The organism is Desulfobulbus sp. (assembly GCF_030824455.1).
GTDB lineage: Bacteria > Desulfobacterota > Desulfobulbia > Desulfobulbales > Desulfobulbaceae > Desulfobulbus.
The window spans coordinates 1-14,375 of record NZ_JAVBXR010000095.1 but is presented as its reverse complement, the minus strand read 5'-3'; the positions used below and the strand labels follow the sequence as shown (position 1 = coordinate 14,375).

Below are 14,375 nucleotides of genomic sequence, written 5' to 3'. Positions count from 1 at the left end.
TTGGGGACAAGGGGTTTCATCCCTTCAGAAGCCAGGAACCAATGAGAAAACTGCCGCCGCTCACCAGGGTGCAGAGCACCGTGCCCCAGGCGATGTCGACCACGGTGACCAGCACCGGCCAGTCGCGCAGCGTCGCCAGATTGGTGAGATCATAGGTGGTATAGGTGAAAAAGCCGAACAGGGCGCCGAAAAGGCAGGCCCTGGCGAGCGAGCCGGCTTCCAGGCCAGGACGAACGGCAAAAAGAAGAATGCCGACGATGTAGATAAAATAGAAGAGGAGGGCCGCGGTCCAATTGACCTGGGGGCTGAGCAGCGAATGGAGCTGCTCCTTATAGAAATTCCTGGCCACATAACCCAGCCAGATCATGTCGATGGCAAAGAAAACCGGGATGGTGAACAGGTAGAGCTTGAACCAAAACGAGAAATTCATGCGACTGCCTCCCCGACGTAGAAAACCGATAAACCGTGAAAGGGCGCCTAACACTCACTTCATGTTGCCAGGAGATTCAAAGAAGAAGATATGACTACCGTAATGCTTCCCCTGAAAAAAACAACAGTGTTGTCGATGAATTGTGACTGGTCTGCTTTGATGCCGCGCTCAGGCAATGGTCTGGATGTCAAGCAGGCGCACCTCATCGAACCGGTTCACGAGGATATATCGGCGGACCATGAGGACCATGAGGGCAGAAGATGGGGCCAGACAAAAGGGCTCAAGCTCAGGATGCCGTTGGAGAAAGAGGGCGAGCGGGCCGTCTCTGTCTTTTCCCAGCAGTTCCCTTGCCTGTCCAAGGGCTGTGACCGCAAGAGCCGACTGAAAATCGGCGCTGCGGTTGGTCCGGTTGTCGATGAGCGCCGAGACCTGATTGTTGGCAGCCATGTTACTGTATTTACGCGTGCCACGTGAGGTGAAAACAAAAAGGCGGTCGAGCTCGGCGGCAGCGGCAAAGGCCATCAGGCTGGTGTAGGGCGCGGCGCCGTCGTGGGTTGCCAGCACCATATGGAGTTGTTGTTGAAACAAACAGCGCAGTTGCGACGCCAACTGTTCCCGGTCCTTTGGACAATGTTTTTCTTGTTGTTGCATAATTATTCAGCAATGGCTGCGCAGGCGCAGGTCGAGAGGGTGAGGGTGGAGATAGCACTGGTCGCGCAGGTCGAGTTGATCGAATGTACGAACATGGTGGTTGATCAGTATAATAGGGACGATCAGCGGTACATCTGCGAGGCTATAGGCCTCAATCATCTCCAGCACTTCCTGCTTTTCATCAGGTGAAAGCTCCTGCTTGAAATAGCCGAAGATATGCAGGAGGACGTTGCGATGCTTCTTTGCGGTGGTGCGAACCTGCAGGATTTTCGCAAGGAATGCGCCCTATTGACTGCAGGCTTCTTCGACGGATTCAGGCCTATTGGCGAGGAACCGCCCCATCAATCGGCAGTGCTCCTGGCTGTGGGCAAGAAGCCGCAGAGATCCTCTTGTTCGAGCTGCTGCACTCTGTCCTCGGCCCAGACCTGCACCGGTTCGGGTAGGGTCGACACCGCGGCGGCTGGTCACCAGCCGAGGGGGCATCCTCGCTGCCTACCAGCGCAGGGTCTCACGGATTAAATTTGAGCTGGCCCCCGCCGTTATAACCAACGTTCTGGCCAAGCAGGCTGGCGCCAACCCCGATTGTTAGTTTTCCCCTGCCGTTACGCTCCTTCCGAGAGACGTGTGATTCACTGGTGCTTTCTTTTGAGGGCCCTGCTCAAACGAACAGCCGCCAGCAAGGCGTGGACGAGACAGATGTTTCAGGAGTCCCGCCCGACGGGCCTTCTCTCCGGCACAAAAATATGAGGAATGCGTTCCTCGTTCCATTCCTGAGACACATAAAACTGACAGTAACAAGAACCGAATTCCTCGACATCCGCCGCCCGATACTCACAGGGGCAGATGATGTCTCGGTCAGCCTCTCGCTTTCCCGAAGCCAGCCTGCAGGGGCAGGCCATGTAGCCATAGCGGTCCTTGTTGGTCAGCAAGCCTCGGAGCAGATCAAAAGTCCGCTCCCGGTCCCGGTTGAAGAAATAGCCTTTGGGCTCCTGCACCTTTTTGAGCATGTCATGGAGATCGTCGACCTTGGTGCGCACCCCAATGGCCTCCTTGATCTCCTGCACCTTGAATCCGGTAATGGTTTGCCCGTCGATGTTGATGGTGGGAAAGGAGCAGCTGGGGTTGAGCAGGCGCAATTCAGCCAACAAGGCATCTCGCTCCTGACCTTCCAGCAGGTCGCCATCAACGAATTCATGCGGCACATCAAGATCCCTGAGCATTTTCTTTATGGCCTGACAGTAGGCACAGGTTGAAAGGCTGTAGAGTTTTATCCGTTTTGTTTCCATCATGAATACCCTTTGTTTGCTTTGGCGGATTCGATGATTAACTAGAATTTAGCGCACCATACGATAGCGAAAGCTCTTTGAAACCCTAACTTGCTGAATGATGAAAATGCAGTTCCAATTGCATTAGCGTTGTTGTCGTTAACCAACTACACATACAACTACACGAAAAATTGATCTGCCGTGAAGCAGAATAGCTCATTTTCACTGTCCATCCAACGGGCAATAGAGAGGCATGGCCTCGATGTTGAATCCGAGGTCAACACCTCCTTCAATGAGCTGGGCGTCAGAACGCTCCTCCACCAGTCCTGGATTCGAAAAGAGAAGGTCTCCCACCCGTCACGCTGCTCTTTGTCTTGATCGTCTTGCCGCTCATCAAACAGAGCCTGTGCTCGTTGTGGTCCGGCTCATTCTTTGCCACCATTATCATGTGCTGGAAAACGCGTTCACGCCTGTTCCGCTGGAGGGGTGTGCGAAACTTGAGGGAATTGGCCGCTCATCATGCAAACAGGGGCGACCAATGAGGAAACGCAAAAAGACTTGAGGCTCAAACCCCACACGGTGAGATTCGTTTCTATTTCAGCAGCAGCCAATCGAGATCAGGAGGTGAACATCGGATGAAGTGAGTGAAACGGTTAACCACGGAGTTGGGCAAACAGGGAGCTCTGCGCAACAACCCAAAACTGGTGGCCGCCTACAACTCCACCTGGTTGCCCAACTCCACCACCCGATCCGGCGGCAGCTTGAAGAAGGAGGTGGCGTTCCAGGCGTTGCGCGACATGAAGATGAACAGCTTCTTGCGCCACTGGGCCATGGGCGCCGAGCCGCTGGAAAAGAGGGTCTCGCGGCCGAGGAAAAACGAGGTGGTGTAGATGTCGATGGCCACGCCCTTTTTGCCGACCAAATCAAGAATGCCCGGCATGTCCGGTGATTCCATAAAACCGTAGCTCGCCCTGATCCGATAAAATCCCTGCCCCAGATCTTCCAGAAACACCCGCTCCTCGGCGGGCACGGTGGGCGTTTCCGCCGAGAGTATGGAGAGCAGCAGCACCCGTTCGTGCAGAGCCTCGTTGTGCTTGAGGTGGTGCAGCAGGGTATGCGGGACGCCTTCCGGCGTGATCGACATGAACACCGCCGTGCCTGCTGTCCGTTGCGGGCTGTACTCGGCCAGATCCTTGAGAAAAACGTCGGTGGGCATGCGCATCAGGGCGTAATGCTTGGCCAACAACGCCCGGCCGTCGCGCCAGGTGATCATCGAAATCAACACAATCGATGCGATGCAGATGGTGATCCAGCCGCCGTCCTTGACCTTGAGGATGTTGGCGCTGAGGAAGGCGCCGTCGAAAATCAGGAACAGACCCGCCAGGGCGGCGCTCTGCCACAGCGGCCAGTTCCAGCGGAAACGGGTGACGTGGAAGTACATGATCGAGGTGATGGTCATGGTCGCGGTCACCGCAAAGCCGTAGGCCGAGGCCAGCCGGGTGGATTCCTTGAACGCCAGCACCAGGGTCAGACAGGCAAGCATCACCAGCCAGTTGACCGTCGGCATGTAGATCTGGCCCTTGGCCTGCTCCGAGGTGTGGATGATGCGCATACGCGGGGTAAAGCCCAGCTGGATGGCCTGTTGGGTCAGCGAATAGACGCCCGAAATCATGGCCTGGGAGGCGATGATCGCCGACACCGTGGCCAATCCCACCAGCGGATAGAGCAAAGCCTTGGGCGCCAGGGCGTAGAAGGGATTGACCTCGGCCACGGTTGGGTCGTGGAGCAGCAGCGCCCCCTGGCCGAAATAGCTGAGCACCAGCCCGGGGAGGACGATGCCGTACCAGGTGATGCGGATCGGCAACCGGCCGAAATGGCCCATGTCGGCGTAGAGCGCCTCGCAGCCGGTGATGCACAGCACTACCGAGGCCAGGGAGACAATGCCGTGGAGGTGATGCACCGCGAAATACTGGTAGGCGTGCCAGGGATTGAGGGCGGCCAGCACGTCGGGTTGACGGAGGACGGCCAGCAGGCCCAGCGTGCCGATGCTGCCGAACCAGAGAATCATGATCGGCCCGAAGACCTTGCCGATCACCGCAGTGCCGAACCGCTGGGCAAAAAACAGCCCGAACAGAATCAGGCAGGTCAGCGGCACCACATAGGGCGCGGCCGCGTCGGTGGCCATGTTGAGCCCTTCCATGGCCGACAGCACCGAGATGGCCGGGGTGATGATGCCGTCGCCGTACAGCATCGAGGCCCCGGCGGCGGTGAGCACGGTGAGCACCGTCCACCAGCGTTTGCGGTCGCTCAGCGGTTTGCGCAGGGCGGCGAGCAGAGAAAAGGTGCCGCCCTCGCCCTTGTTGTCGGCGCGGAGCACAAAAATAACGTATTTGAGGCTGACCACGATGATCAACGACCAGAACACCAGCGACAAAATGCCAAGCACGTTGGCCGCGTTCGCCTCCACCCCGTGGCTGCCGGAAAAGCATTCCTTGATGGTGTAGAGCGGGCTGGTGCCGATGTCGCCGTAGATGATGCCAAGGGCGGCCAGGGCCAGGGAATGCAGCGGCGCCTGGGGATGGTGGGGATGATTGTCCGATGGAGCGGCGGCGGACCGCGCAAAAAAGGGCATGGGGCGAACTCCTGGTTGCCGTGATTCAAGCCCCTGGAAACAACCCCGGAGGCTCCCATTAAGCTTGCGAGGTGAGCTGACGGGCTCAGGCTGAGAGATGCCTTACGCGCAATGCGCGATTCGCCCCAACAAAGTGGTTCCCCCGCTTCCGTTTGTCGCGGAATTCAGCGATGTCTGACAAAATTGTTCAACGCCACACATTGAACGCGGCCTACTTTCCCTCTTCTCGGGCAAGAATGCAAGCGGGAAATGCAGGGGGCGCACCTGCGTGTTTTCCAGGACCCGTCACAAAGGCAGGCGTTGACCTTCCGAAGGCGTCGCGGGCTGTGGCGGCCCTTCGGCGTCTCCCTCGGGGGTTGCTTGTACAACTATATCCACCCGGCGATTTTGTTTTCGTCCCTCCTCGGTGCTGTTGGTCGCAATCGGTCGGTATTCGCCGTACCCGGTCACGGAAAGCTTCTGTGGGGCGAAATCGTGCCGGTCGATAAAATGATGCGCCAAATTGGTGGCCCGGGTCGACGACAGCTCCCAGTTTGACGGAAACAACGATGAATGGATTGGTTTATTGTCGGTGTGCCCTTCAAAACTGATCATGTTGTCGTAAGGATTCAACACATTGGCTATTTCGGCCAGCAGTTCAAAGCCCACGGGTTTGATCACGGCGCTGCCCGAATCGAAAAACCCCGCCTCTTTCAGACTGATAACCAGTCCTCTGGAGGTCACCTCGACGTCTACGAGACCGCCGGCCTTGTGCTCCATGAGATATTTCTCTATCGTCACGAGCATGTGCTTGAAGTCCTTGTGGGTTGCCCGGACCTTGCCGGCGCTGTCTTTGTTTCCTTTAGGCGCGGCAGGAGGTTCAGCTTGCGGCCGGATGGTCGGGACAGGCGCCACATTGGTTTTGGGCAAAATATTCGGTTGGCCCGAACTGACGCTGGAGGTTACGCCAAAGGCGACGCGATAGGAAGCGGCGACCTCTTCCACCTTCTTCTTGTCGGTCTGCGACATGGCGTACAAGGTGACAAACACCGCAAACAGCAGGGTGATGAAGTCGGCGTAGGAAACCAGCCACCGCTCATGATTGGCCGCTTTTTCCGGCTTTTTCTTCCTGGCCATTTATTTTTTTCCCCCGTCATCCTCAATCATGCCGCCGGCCTTGTCGCCCGCTCCGCCCAGATACGACTTCAGCCGCTCCTCGATAAATCGTGGGTTCTCCCCATTTTGGATAGCCACAATCCCGGCGATGATCATCTCCTGGCGGAGCATTTCATCCTTGATGCGATGCTTGATTTTGGTGGCGGCGGGTAAACAGATGATGTTGGCGGTGACCAGCCCGTAAATGGTGGCCACGAAGGCCACGGCAATGCCGCCGCCGAGCTTGGAGGTGTCGCTCAAATTGCTCATAACGTGGATCAGCCCGAGCACGGCGCCGATGATGCCGATGGTCGGGGCATACCCTCCGGCGGCCTCGAAAAACTCGACGCTCATCTTCGCATGTTCTTCCGTGGCGCCGAGATCGATTTCCAGCAGCTCCCTGATATCCTTGGGATCAACACCGTCGACCGAAAGGGAGATCGCCTTTTTCATGAACCGGTCTTTATGGTTCTGGGCGTCCTGTTCCAGGGCGATGATGCCGTTTTTCCGGGCCTTGGCGGCATAGCCGCACATCTCGACGATCAGATCGTCGTTTTTAGGCGAACTGGTCAGAATTTTTTTGATGTCTTTGAAGCCGCCGATGGCTGTATGCATGGGAAAACTGATAAAGGCCGCGCCAAAGGTGCCGCCCAGAACGATCAGGGCGGCGGTCGGCTGCACCAGCGAGTTGAGATGCAGACCTTCCAGGGCGGCGCCGCCGATGATGGCCCCAAGCGCCATGAGCAATCCGATGATGGTTGCGATATCCATAGGTTCTCAGCGTGTGTTCAGAAGAGGTTGCAAGACAATGCACTCCAAGACCTTTGGAATGCCAAGTAAATCATTGTATTGGCGGAACGGAGCAAGGAAAAGGAAAAAAGAGCGAGGCAGGATTCCGAACAGCGACTGGTCATGGTTGATTGCCGCGGCGGAGTCAATCAGGCGGGTCGCAATCGACAGGCAGGCGGGATTGGCGCAACACCCGGACGCGAAAGGCGACGATCCGGTCGACGATCTCCGCAGCCTTTTCCCGGACCAGGATATTGTCGTCATTGACCAGCTTGATGGTGGTGTCGGGTTTCTCTTCGATGCTCTTGATCAGGTCGGGATTCAGATAAAATTCCATCTGGTTGAGCCGGGTCAGCTTGATCATGGCGTGAACGCGAGTGTAGAGGGTTAAGGTGGCGCGGAAGAACCGAACAGCCCCTTCCCCGTCGGAACGGGGAAGGGGCTCGGTTCCGCGTGGGCGCGCAGAAAAGGGGGGAGAAGCGAACGCTCTCCCCGGCTTCAGGCGCTCTTTTCCTCCACATCGAACTTAATCAGGATCTCGTCGGCCTCCACCGCCTGTCCCTTCTTGACCAGGACCTCGGCAATGACGCCGTCCACCGGCGAGGCAACGCCGCTCTCCATCTTCATCGATTCGAGAATCACCAGGTTCTGCCCCCGGAAGACCCGCTCGCCCTTCTGGGCCAGCACATCCACCACCAGGCCGGGCATCGGGCAGAGCAGGATGTTGTTGGCCACGCTGTCGGCCTTCTCCGGCATGTACTTCATCATCGCCCATTCTTTCGGGGTGTAGACCTCGAACAGCCGGGAGAGTCCGTTGAAGGAGACAAACATGAACGATTCGTCAAACTGGATGCGGAAACGGTAGGCCTGACCGTTGATGACCAGCTTGAGTCGGCGGCGGAAAAACTCGAAAAACGGAATCTCGACCTGATACATATTGCCGTCCACCCGGATGGTGCAGGTCTCGCCGCTGATCGGCGGGGCCTCCAGAGCGACCTCGAAATGGTCGTCCTCGCAGCGGACCATGTAGCGGGGGGTGCGCTTCATCTTCCGTTGGCCGCCGATGTCGGAAACCATGTGGCGCATCGATTCGCGCAGGGCCACGGTGCGGGTGTGATAGATCACCCCCGCGACCAGGGCCGCCAGCCGCAGGTAGTGGATGGCGGGTGAGCGTTTTGACTTGCCGCCGTCAAAATGCTGCTCAATGAAGCCGGTGCTCAGGGTGCCCTCGGAAAACTCGGGCAGACACAGCACGCTGGTGACAAAATCAATATTGGTGAACACGCCCTCGATGTGGTAGCCGTTGAGGGCTTCGATCAGGCCGCGACGCGCGTCTTCCCTGGTTTTGCCGTGGCAGATCAGCTTGGCCAGCATGGAATCGTAGTAGACGTCGATCTTGCCGCCGATGTTGACCCCGGAGTCGACGCGAACGCCGCTTCCCTTGGGCGCGGCATAGCGGGTGATCATGCCAGTGGAGGGGATGAAGCCCCGCGAGGGATCCTCGGCGCAGATCCGCGCCTCAATGGCCCAGCCGTTGAAGCGCACCCCTTTCTGATCAAAGGGCAGGGGCTCGCCGCTGGCGATGCGCAACTGCCATTCCACCAGATCAAGCCCGGTGACCATCTCGGTGACCGGATGCTCCACCTGCAGGCGGGTGTTCATCTCCAGAAAATAAAAATTCTGGTGCGCGTCGAGCACAAATTCCACCGTGCCGGCGTTGACGTAGTTGGCCACGCGGGCCAGATCGCAGGCCGCCTTGCCCATCCGCTCGCGGAGGTCGGCGGAAACCGCCGGCGAGGGCGATTCTTCGATCACCTTCTGATAACGGCGCTGAATGGAACACTCGCGCTCGCCCAGATGGATCACATGGCCGTGGCTGTCGGCCAACACTTGGATCTCGATGTGGCGGGGTTGTTCGATGTACCGCTCGACAAACACCCGGGTGTCGTTGAAGGCCTTTTGGGTTTCCTTGCGGCTGGCCGCCAGGGCGTCCTTCATCTCCGAAGCCTTGCGGACAATGCGCATGCCCTTGCCGCCGCCGCCGGCCGCCGGTTTGAGCAGCACCGGATAGCCGACGTCCTCGGCGGCCGCCAGTGCCTCGGCGTCGTCCTTGACCGCCTCGATATGACCGGGAATCACCGGCACGCCAGCGTTCTTGGCCAGTTCCTTGGAGGTGATCTTGTCGCCCATGACGTCGACCGCATCCACCGGCGGGCCGATGAAGACCAGCCCCGCCGCTTCCACCGCCCTGGCAAAGTCGGCCTTCTCCGAGAGAAAACCGTAGCCGGGATGCACCGCCTGGGCGCCGGTGGCCTTGGCTGCGGCAATGATCTTGTCGATGTCGAGGTAGGATTTCTGCGACTGGGATTCGCCGATGTGGACCGCCTCGTCCGCCAGATGTCGGTGCAGGCTGCGGCTGTCGGCGTCGGAGTACACCGCTACGGTGCTGATGCCCAGCCGGTTGCAGGTGCGAATGATGCGGATGGCAATTTCGCCGCGATTGGCGATCAGAATTTTATCAAACATAGCGTGCCTCACAGGGGAATGTTTCCGTGTTTGCGATCCGGGCCCTTGGTCTTCTTGCTGTCGAGCATCTGCAGGGTGCGGATGAGATGCGAGCGGGTGTCCCGGGGAAAGATGACGTCGTCAATATAGCCCCGCTGGGCGGCAAGAAAGGGGTTGGCAAAGGTGCGGCGGTATTCCTCCATCTTTTCGCTGAGCACGGCGTCCGGATCGTCGGCCTCGTAGATCTCCTTGCGGTGGATGACCTCGGCCGCGCCCTTGGGACCCATGACCGCAATCTCGGCGGTGGGCCAGGCGTAGTTGACGTCGCAGTGGATGTGCTTGGAGTTCATCACCAGATAGGCGCCGCCGTAGGCCTTGCGGATGATCACCGAGATGCGCGGCACCGTGGCCTCGGTGAAGGCGTAGAGCAGCTTGGCCCCGTGGCGGATGATGCCGCCGTGTTCCTGATCCGGGCCGGGCATGAAGCCGGGTACGTCGACCAGCGAGATCAGCGGGATGTTAAAGGCGTCGCAGAAGCGGACAAACCGGCCGGCCTTGAACGAGGCGTCGTTGTCGAGCACGCCGGCGAGCACCGCCGGCTGATTGGCCACCAGTCCCACGGTCTGGCCGCCGAGCCGGCCAAAGCCGCAGATGATGTTGCGGGCAAAGCCGGCGTGGACCTCCATGAACTCCGCGCCGTCCAAAATCGAGTGGATCAGCACGTTCATGTCGTAGGTCTGGTTGGAATTGCTCGGGATGAGGAAGTCCAGGGCTGGATCGGTGCGGTCCGGGGCGTCGCTGAGATCGAGAATCGGCGAGTGGAGCCGATTGTTGGAGGGCAGATAGCTGATCAACCGCCGCACCTCGCGCAGGGCCAACACGTCGTTGTGGACGGTGAAATGGGCCACGCCGCTCTTGCTGGCGTGCACCTTGGCCCCGCCCAGGTCCTCGGAGGTGATGTCCTGGTGGGTGACGGTCTTGACCACGCTGGGGCCGGTGACGAACATGTACGAGGAGTCCTCGACCATGAACACGAAATCGGTGATCGAAGGGCTGTACACCGCGCCGCCGGCGCAGGGCCCCATGATGCAGGAGATCTGCGGCACCACGCCGCTGGCGCGGACGTTGCGGTGGAAGATCTCGCCGTAGGCGGCCAGGGCGTCGACGCCCTCCTGGATGCGCGCCCCGCCCGAATCGTTGAGCCCGATGATCGGCGCGCCCACCTTGACCGCCAAGTCCATCACCTTGCAGATCTTCTGGGCATGGGCCTCGCCCAGCGACCCGCCGATGACGGTGAAATCCTGACTGAACACAAAGACCTCGCGGCCGTCGATCGAGCCGTGGCCGGTGATCACGCCGTCGCCGAGGAAGCTCTTTCCCTCCAGGCTGCCGCCGCGGCTGCCCTTCAGGACGTCGAACTCCTCAAAGGTGCCGTCGTCGAGCAGCAGATCGAGCCGTTCCCTGGCCGTCAACTTGCCCTTGCGATGCTGGGCCTCTTTTTGCTGTTCCCCTCCGGCGGAAACGGATTCCGCCCGCAGCCGTTCCAGAGTTTCTAAGGTAGCCTGGTATTGCGTATCCATATGTCCCGTCACCTCGTGGCGGAACCTGTCCAAGGCCCAGAAGAGAGCCTAAACAGATTCACGGTTATTGATCGATTGCGCTCTCTGCGGCGTCGCGCCCGGCAGCGGCTGCTGTCGTCGCACCGGCTGAAGCCAGGAATCACAAACCGCCTAATCTATCACAGAGACTGGGATTTCGTCTGCAAAAAAAAGGGGCAACCGGGAAGGAATCCCGATTGCCCGCAAACAGGCCGCGCCCAAGGGCAGGAATCAACGGATCACGCCGTTATCCGATGAGAAAACTCCAGAGGATGCCGGCGCAGACCGCCGAACCAATAACCCCCGAGGAATTGCAGGCCACGGCGTGCATCAGGAGGAAGTTGGTGCGATCCTCCCTCTGCCCCATCATGTGGACCTCGCGGGCCGAGCCGGGCACTGCGGAAACCCCGGCGGCGCCAAGCAGCGGATTGATTTTTTCTTTGAGAAACAGGTTCATGAATTTCCCAAACAGGATCCCGGAAGCGGTGGCGATGCTGAAGGCCACGGCGCCAAGGAGGAAAATGCCCACCGACTTGGGATTGAGGAACACGTCGCCCTGGGTGGAAGCGCCCACGGTCAGGCCGACCAGGATGGTGGCGGTGTCGATGATGGCGGTGCGGGCGGTGTTGGCCAGCCGGTCAACCACGCCGCTTTCCTTGAGGATGTTGCCAAAGAAAAAAGGCCCGAGCAGCGGGATTGAGGCCGGGGCAAGAAAGGTGCAAAGGATCATGCCCACCACCGGAAAGATGATGATCTCCTTGCGGGAAACCTCGCGCATCTCCGGCATGCGGATCAGCCGTTCTTCTCTGCTGGTGAGCAGCAGCATGATCGGCGGCTGGATAATCGGGATCAGCGCCATGTAGGAATAGGCGGCGATCGCGATGGGGCCGATGAGATGCGGCGCCAGCTTGGCGGTAAGGAAGATCGAGGTCGGGCCGTCGGCGCCGCCGATGATGCCGATGGACGAGGCCTCGGGCGCGGTGAATCCCAAGCCCAGGGCGCACAGGTAGGTGAAGAAGATGCCCATCTGGGCGGCGGCCCCCAAGAGCATCAGCTTGGGATTGGCCAGGAGAAACGAGAAATCGGTCATCGCCCCCAGGCCAAGAAAGATGATCGAGGGATAGACGCCGCTGGTGACGCCGAAGTAGAGGTAATGGAGAACGCTGTTGGCCTCGTAGATGCCGATGCCAAACCCTTTGAAAAACGGGATGTTGCCCAGGATGACGCCAAAACCGATGGGCAGCAGCAGCAGCGGTTCGTAATTCTTATGGATGGCGAGATAGACAAAAAACGAGCCGACCACAATCATGATCAGGTTGCGGTAATCGGCCAGATAAAAGCCGGTATTGTGTAAAAATTGCAGAATCAGGTCCATTCTTGTTCTCCCCTCATCATGAGATCTGGTTGCATGGAAAAATCAGGCGACATAACGGAACAGGCCGTCCCCTAAAAACTCGAGCTTTCCCGCGTCGCGGAGGCAGCGGATGGAGAGGTGGGGATGGGGGAGATGGTATTTCTTGGCCAGCCCATAGAGCTCGGCCAGTTCAAATTCAGAGGGCAACTCCTCGATCAGGGGGTGATACAGGGTGATTGCCACCTGGATGTCGTTGGGACAGTCGGGGGGCATCCAGATGGGTTTGGTTTCTTCGACAACCACCTCCACGATGGTTTTGGGAGGTCGGTCAAGCAGGGCCACCAGTTTATGCAACTGGGAAATGACGAAAGACAGAGCGGACAACCCGGCAAAGACGATGCCGGCGCCGGTTGCGGCGATAGTCCACCCGTTGTTGTGTGCAATAGCTTCTAACCCAAACAATTGAGACCTCCTTACAGCGAAAATATTATTCTGAACCCCAATGGACCATTGGGGGAATGATACTTCTGGCGAGGATTTGCACCCTCTTCATACACGAATTCCCGCTAAAGTCAAATTGTTAGTGTATTGTGGCGGGGCCTGAAACCGCGCCGGCGCCGGCGCATTTCCATCAAAACAAAAGCCTCCACGGCGGCGGAAGCGACACGTTGTGCCACCTGGGCGAGCCTGGTTCCCGGTCCGGTCTCAAGACGCCAAATTGCCGCGCCCATGCGGAAAACGTCTGCCGGGGCCGCGCCCTTTGATAAACGTGGTCAACATGGCGGCAGATGTGGTACTGTCCCGCTGTTTTTGCGCACAGAGTTTTTTGTATCCGGATTGCCCCGCGCCAGATTGCCCCCGGCGCCTCCGTTACCCGGTCGCAACGCGTCGCCGCGACCGCAACCTTCAGATCAGTCAAGGAGTGAGTGCATGAAACTGTTTGCCCGCGACATCATGGCCAAAAATTTCGACACCATCAACATGAACGCCCCGGTCGAAAAGGCGATCAAAATGATCCTTCACGCCAAGGTCCGCCCCACCGGCCACAAGACCGTGAGCCTGATGGTGGTTGACGATGTGCACGCGCTCGTGGGCACCATCAGCATGTATTACATTCTCTACCACCTGCGCCCCTCGTATTTGAACTACGGCATCGACGGCAGCGAATTGAACTGGAAAGGCGAGGTGGACGGATTTGTTCAGGCGGTGAAGGATAAAACCGTGGCCCAGATCATGAACGACACCGTGCTCAGCGTGCCGCCCGACGAACCGGTGATGTCGATCCTCGACCGGCTGATTAAAAATCGCATCCGCAGGATCTCGGTGGTGGACAACGGCAAGCTCGTCGGGGTGGTCTACATGTCCGACATTTTTTACCACCTGTTCAGCGAATAAAAAAAGGCGGGCGTCCGATTCGGACGCCCGCCAACGTTGCGCGTCGCCGAGTTAAAAATTAAACACCTTGGCCTCGGCCGCCATGTCGATCAGGTGGGGGCCGCCGTCCAGGACCATATTGCTGTGGAACTTGGCCTCGTCGAGTTTGCGGTTTTTGGCGCAGGGGATGCAAATGCCCACCGGCACCTCGTTTTCGACCAGGTAGGGCAGGTAATCGGCCACGCAGTCGCCGGTGTCGGTTTTCTGGCTGCCGTCCCGATCCTTCAAGGCCCAGTCGACGCCGCTGTCAATGAAAAAGAGATTGACCGTGTGCCCCTTGCCGTGGGCGATCTTGGCAAACTGAAAGCAACGGGTCGCCTTCTCAAAGTTGTTGTCGCGCAGCACAAACAAAAAATTGGCCATAACGTCCTCCCAAATCCTCAAGGTATGTGGTGAAGGGCCGCTCCCTGCCGCACGCGGCACGCAAACCGCCCCCGTTGACTTCGCCGGTTCGTTTTGAACCTATGCACATTTTCAGCAAAACTACCCGAAATCCGAAGGGTTGACAACCGGAAACCAGCCCAGAGACAGACCCCATCCGCCATGACGCCCCTTGCCTTTACCCCGCCCCGCTGGCTGCGCA

Annotated in this window: 14 protein-coding genes and 1 riboswitch; of the genes, 1 reads left to right on the top strand and 13 read right to left on the bottom strand. The window is 58.8% G+C overall.

Going from position 1 to position 14,375, the window contains the following annotated elements:
• Nucleotides 1-16: 16 nt before the first annotated feature.
• From RCH93_RS11410 to RCH93_RS11355, 12 genes are all read right to left on the bottom strand, one after another.
• Nucleotides 17-430, bottom strand: coding sequence for a DUF2177 family protein (locus RCH93_RS11410; protein ID WP_306548533.1), 414 nt, complete (start codon nucleotides 428-430; stop codon nucleotides 17-19).
• 168 nt (nucleotides 431-598) lie between these two features.
• Nucleotides 599-1,081 (bottom strand): pyridoxamine 5'-phosphate oxidase family protein, encoded by a 483-nt coding sequence (locus tag RCH93_RS11405; RefSeq protein WP_306548532.1) that lies wholly within the window; start codon nucleotides 1,079-1,081, stop codon nucleotides 599-601.
• A gap of 6 nt (nucleotides 1,082-1,087) precedes the next feature.
• Complete coding sequence (locus RCH93_RS17935; protein WP_373693288.1) at nucleotides 1,088-1,297, bottom strand: DUF1722 domain-containing protein; 210 nt, start codon at nucleotides 1,295-1,297, stop codon at nucleotides 1,088-1,090.
• A 485-nt stretch (nucleotides 1,298-1,782) separates the two neighbouring features.
• Nucleotides 1,783-2,370 carry a ferredoxin-thioredoxin reductase catalytic domain-containing protein gene (locus RCH93_RS11395; protein ID WP_306548530.1) on the bottom strand — a complete coding sequence of 196 codons (588 nt, stop codon included), beginning with the start codon at nucleotides 2,368-2,370 and terminating at the stop codon, nucleotides 1,783-1,785.
• 688 nt (nucleotides 2,371-3,058) lie between these two features.
• Entirely contained in the window at nucleotides 3,059-4,978 is a 1,920-nt protein-coding gene (locus RCH93_RS11390; protein WP_306548529.1) for a potassium transporter Kup, read from the bottom strand.
• A 47-nt stretch (nucleotides 4,979-5,025) separates the two neighbouring features.
• Nucleotides 5,026-5,158: riboswitch (cyclic di-AMP (ydaO/yuaA leader) on the bottom strand.
• Between the two features lie 105 nt (nucleotides 5,159-5,263).
• A complete protein-coding gene (locus RCH93_RS11385) occupies nucleotides 5,264-6,094 on the bottom strand; it encodes a flagellar motor protein MotB (protein ID WP_306548528.1) in 831 nt (276 codons plus the stop codon).
• Nucleotides 6,095-6,883 (bottom strand): flagellar motor protein, encoded by a 789-nt coding sequence (locus RCH93_RS11380; protein ID WP_306548527.1) that lies wholly within the window; start codon nucleotides 6,881-6,883, stop codon nucleotides 6,095-6,097.
• Nucleotides 6,884-7,046: 163 nt separating this feature from the next.
• Nucleotides 7,047-7,265 (bottom strand): flagellar FlbD family protein, encoded by a 219-nt coding sequence (locus tag RCH93_RS11375; protein WP_306548526.1) that lies wholly within the window; start codon nucleotides 7,263-7,265, stop codon nucleotides 7,047-7,049.
• Nucleotides 7,266-7,399: 134 nt separating this feature from the next.
• Nucleotides 7,400-9,427: an acetyl-CoA carboxylase biotin carboxylase subunit gene (locus RCH93_RS11370; protein ID WP_306548525.1), complete on the bottom strand. Its 2,028-nt coding sequence runs from the start codon at nucleotides 9,425-9,427 to the stop codon at nucleotides 7,400-7,402.
• A gap of 8 nt (nucleotides 9,428-9,435) precedes the next feature.
• Nucleotides 9,436-10,986, bottom strand: coding sequence for an acyl-CoA carboxylase subunit beta (locus RCH93_RS11365; protein ID WP_306548524.1), 1,551 nt, complete (start codon nucleotides 10,984-10,986; stop codon nucleotides 9,436-9,438).
• A gap of 265 nt (nucleotides 10,987-11,251) precedes the next feature.
• Complete coding sequence (locus RCH93_RS11360) at nucleotides 11,252-12,379, bottom strand: sodium ion-translocating decarboxylase subunit beta (protein ID WP_306548523.1); 1,128 nt, start codon at nucleotides 12,377-12,379, stop codon at nucleotides 11,252-11,254.
• A gap of 42 nt (nucleotides 12,380-12,421) precedes the next feature.
• Nucleotides 12,422-12,820 carry a hypothetical protein gene (locus RCH93_RS11355; protein WP_306548522.1) on the bottom strand — a complete coding sequence of 133 codons (399 nt, stop codon included), beginning with the start codon at nucleotides 12,818-12,820 and terminating at the stop codon, nucleotides 12,422-12,424.
• 468 nt (nucleotides 12,821-13,288) lie between these two features.
• On the opposite strand from RCH93_RS11355, the gene RCH93_RS11350 reads away from it, so the two are divergent.
• Nucleotides 13,289-13,753, top strand: coding sequence for an HPP family protein (locus RCH93_RS11350; protein WP_306548521.1), 465 nt, complete (start codon nucleotides 13,289-13,291; stop codon nucleotides 13,751-13,753).
• A gap of 51 nt (nucleotides 13,754-13,804) precedes the next feature.
• On the opposite strand, the gene RCH93_RS11345 is transcribed toward RCH93_RS11350, so the two are convergent.
• Nucleotides 13,805-14,155 carry a DsrE family protein gene (locus RCH93_RS11345; RefSeq protein ID WP_306548520.1) on the bottom strand — a complete coding sequence of 117 codons (351 nt, stop codon included), beginning with the start codon at nucleotides 14,153-14,155 and terminating at the stop codon, nucleotides 13,805-13,807.
• Nucleotides 14,156-14,375 lie beyond the last annotated feature (220 nt).

What these genes read in the sequence shown, in the direction of transcription:
- RCH93_RS11410 (WP_306548533.1), bottom strand. Translation starts at nt 430, where the DNA reads ATGAATTTCTCGTTTTGGTTCAAGCTCTACCTGTTCACCATCCCGGTT.
- RCH93_RS11405 (WP_306548532.1), bottom strand. Translation starts at nt 1,081, where the DNA reads ATGCAACAACAAGAAAAACATTGTCCAAAGGACCGGGAACAGTTGGCG.
- RCH93_RS11395 (WP_306548530.1), bottom strand. Translation starts at nt 2,370, where the DNA reads ATGATGGAAACAAAACGGATAAAACTCTACAGCCTTTCAACCTGTGCC.
- RCH93_RS11390 (WP_306548529.1), bottom strand. Translation starts at nt 4,978, where the DNA reads ATGCCCTTTTTTGCGCGGTCCGCCGCCGCTCCATCGGACAATCATCCC.
- RCH93_RS11385 (WP_306548528.1), bottom strand. Translation starts at nt 6,094, where the DNA reads ATGGCCAGGAAGAAAAAGCCGGAAAAAGCGGCCAATCATGAGCGGTGG.
- RCH93_RS11380 (WP_306548527.1), bottom strand. Translation starts at nt 6,883, where the DNA reads ATGGATATCGCAACCATCATCGGATTGCTCATGGCGCTTGGGGCCATC.
- RCH93_RS11375 (WP_306548526.1), bottom strand. Translation starts at nt 7,265, where the DNA reads ATGATCAAGCTGACCCGGCTCAACCAGATGGAATTTTATCTGAATCCC.
- RCH93_RS11370 (WP_306548525.1), bottom strand. Translation starts at nt 9,427, where the DNA reads ATGTTTGATAAAATTCTGATCGCCAATCGCGGCGAAATTGCCATCCGC.
- RCH93_RS11365 (WP_306548524.1), bottom strand. Translation starts at nt 10,986, where the DNA reads ATGGATACGCAATACCAGGCTACCTTAGAAACTCTGGAACGGCTGCGG.
- RCH93_RS11360 (WP_306548523.1), bottom strand. Translation starts at nt 12,379, where the DNA reads ATGGACCTGATTCTGCAATTTTTACACAATACCGGCTTTTATCTGGCC.
- RCH93_RS11350 (WP_306548521.1), top strand. Translation starts at nt 13,289, where the DNA reads ATGAAACTGTTTGCCCGCGACATCATGGCCAAAAATTTCGACACCATC.
- RCH93_RS11345 (WP_306548520.1), bottom strand. Translation starts at nt 14,155, where the DNA reads ATGGCCAATTTTTTGTTTGTGCTGCGCGACAACAACTTTGAGAAGGCG.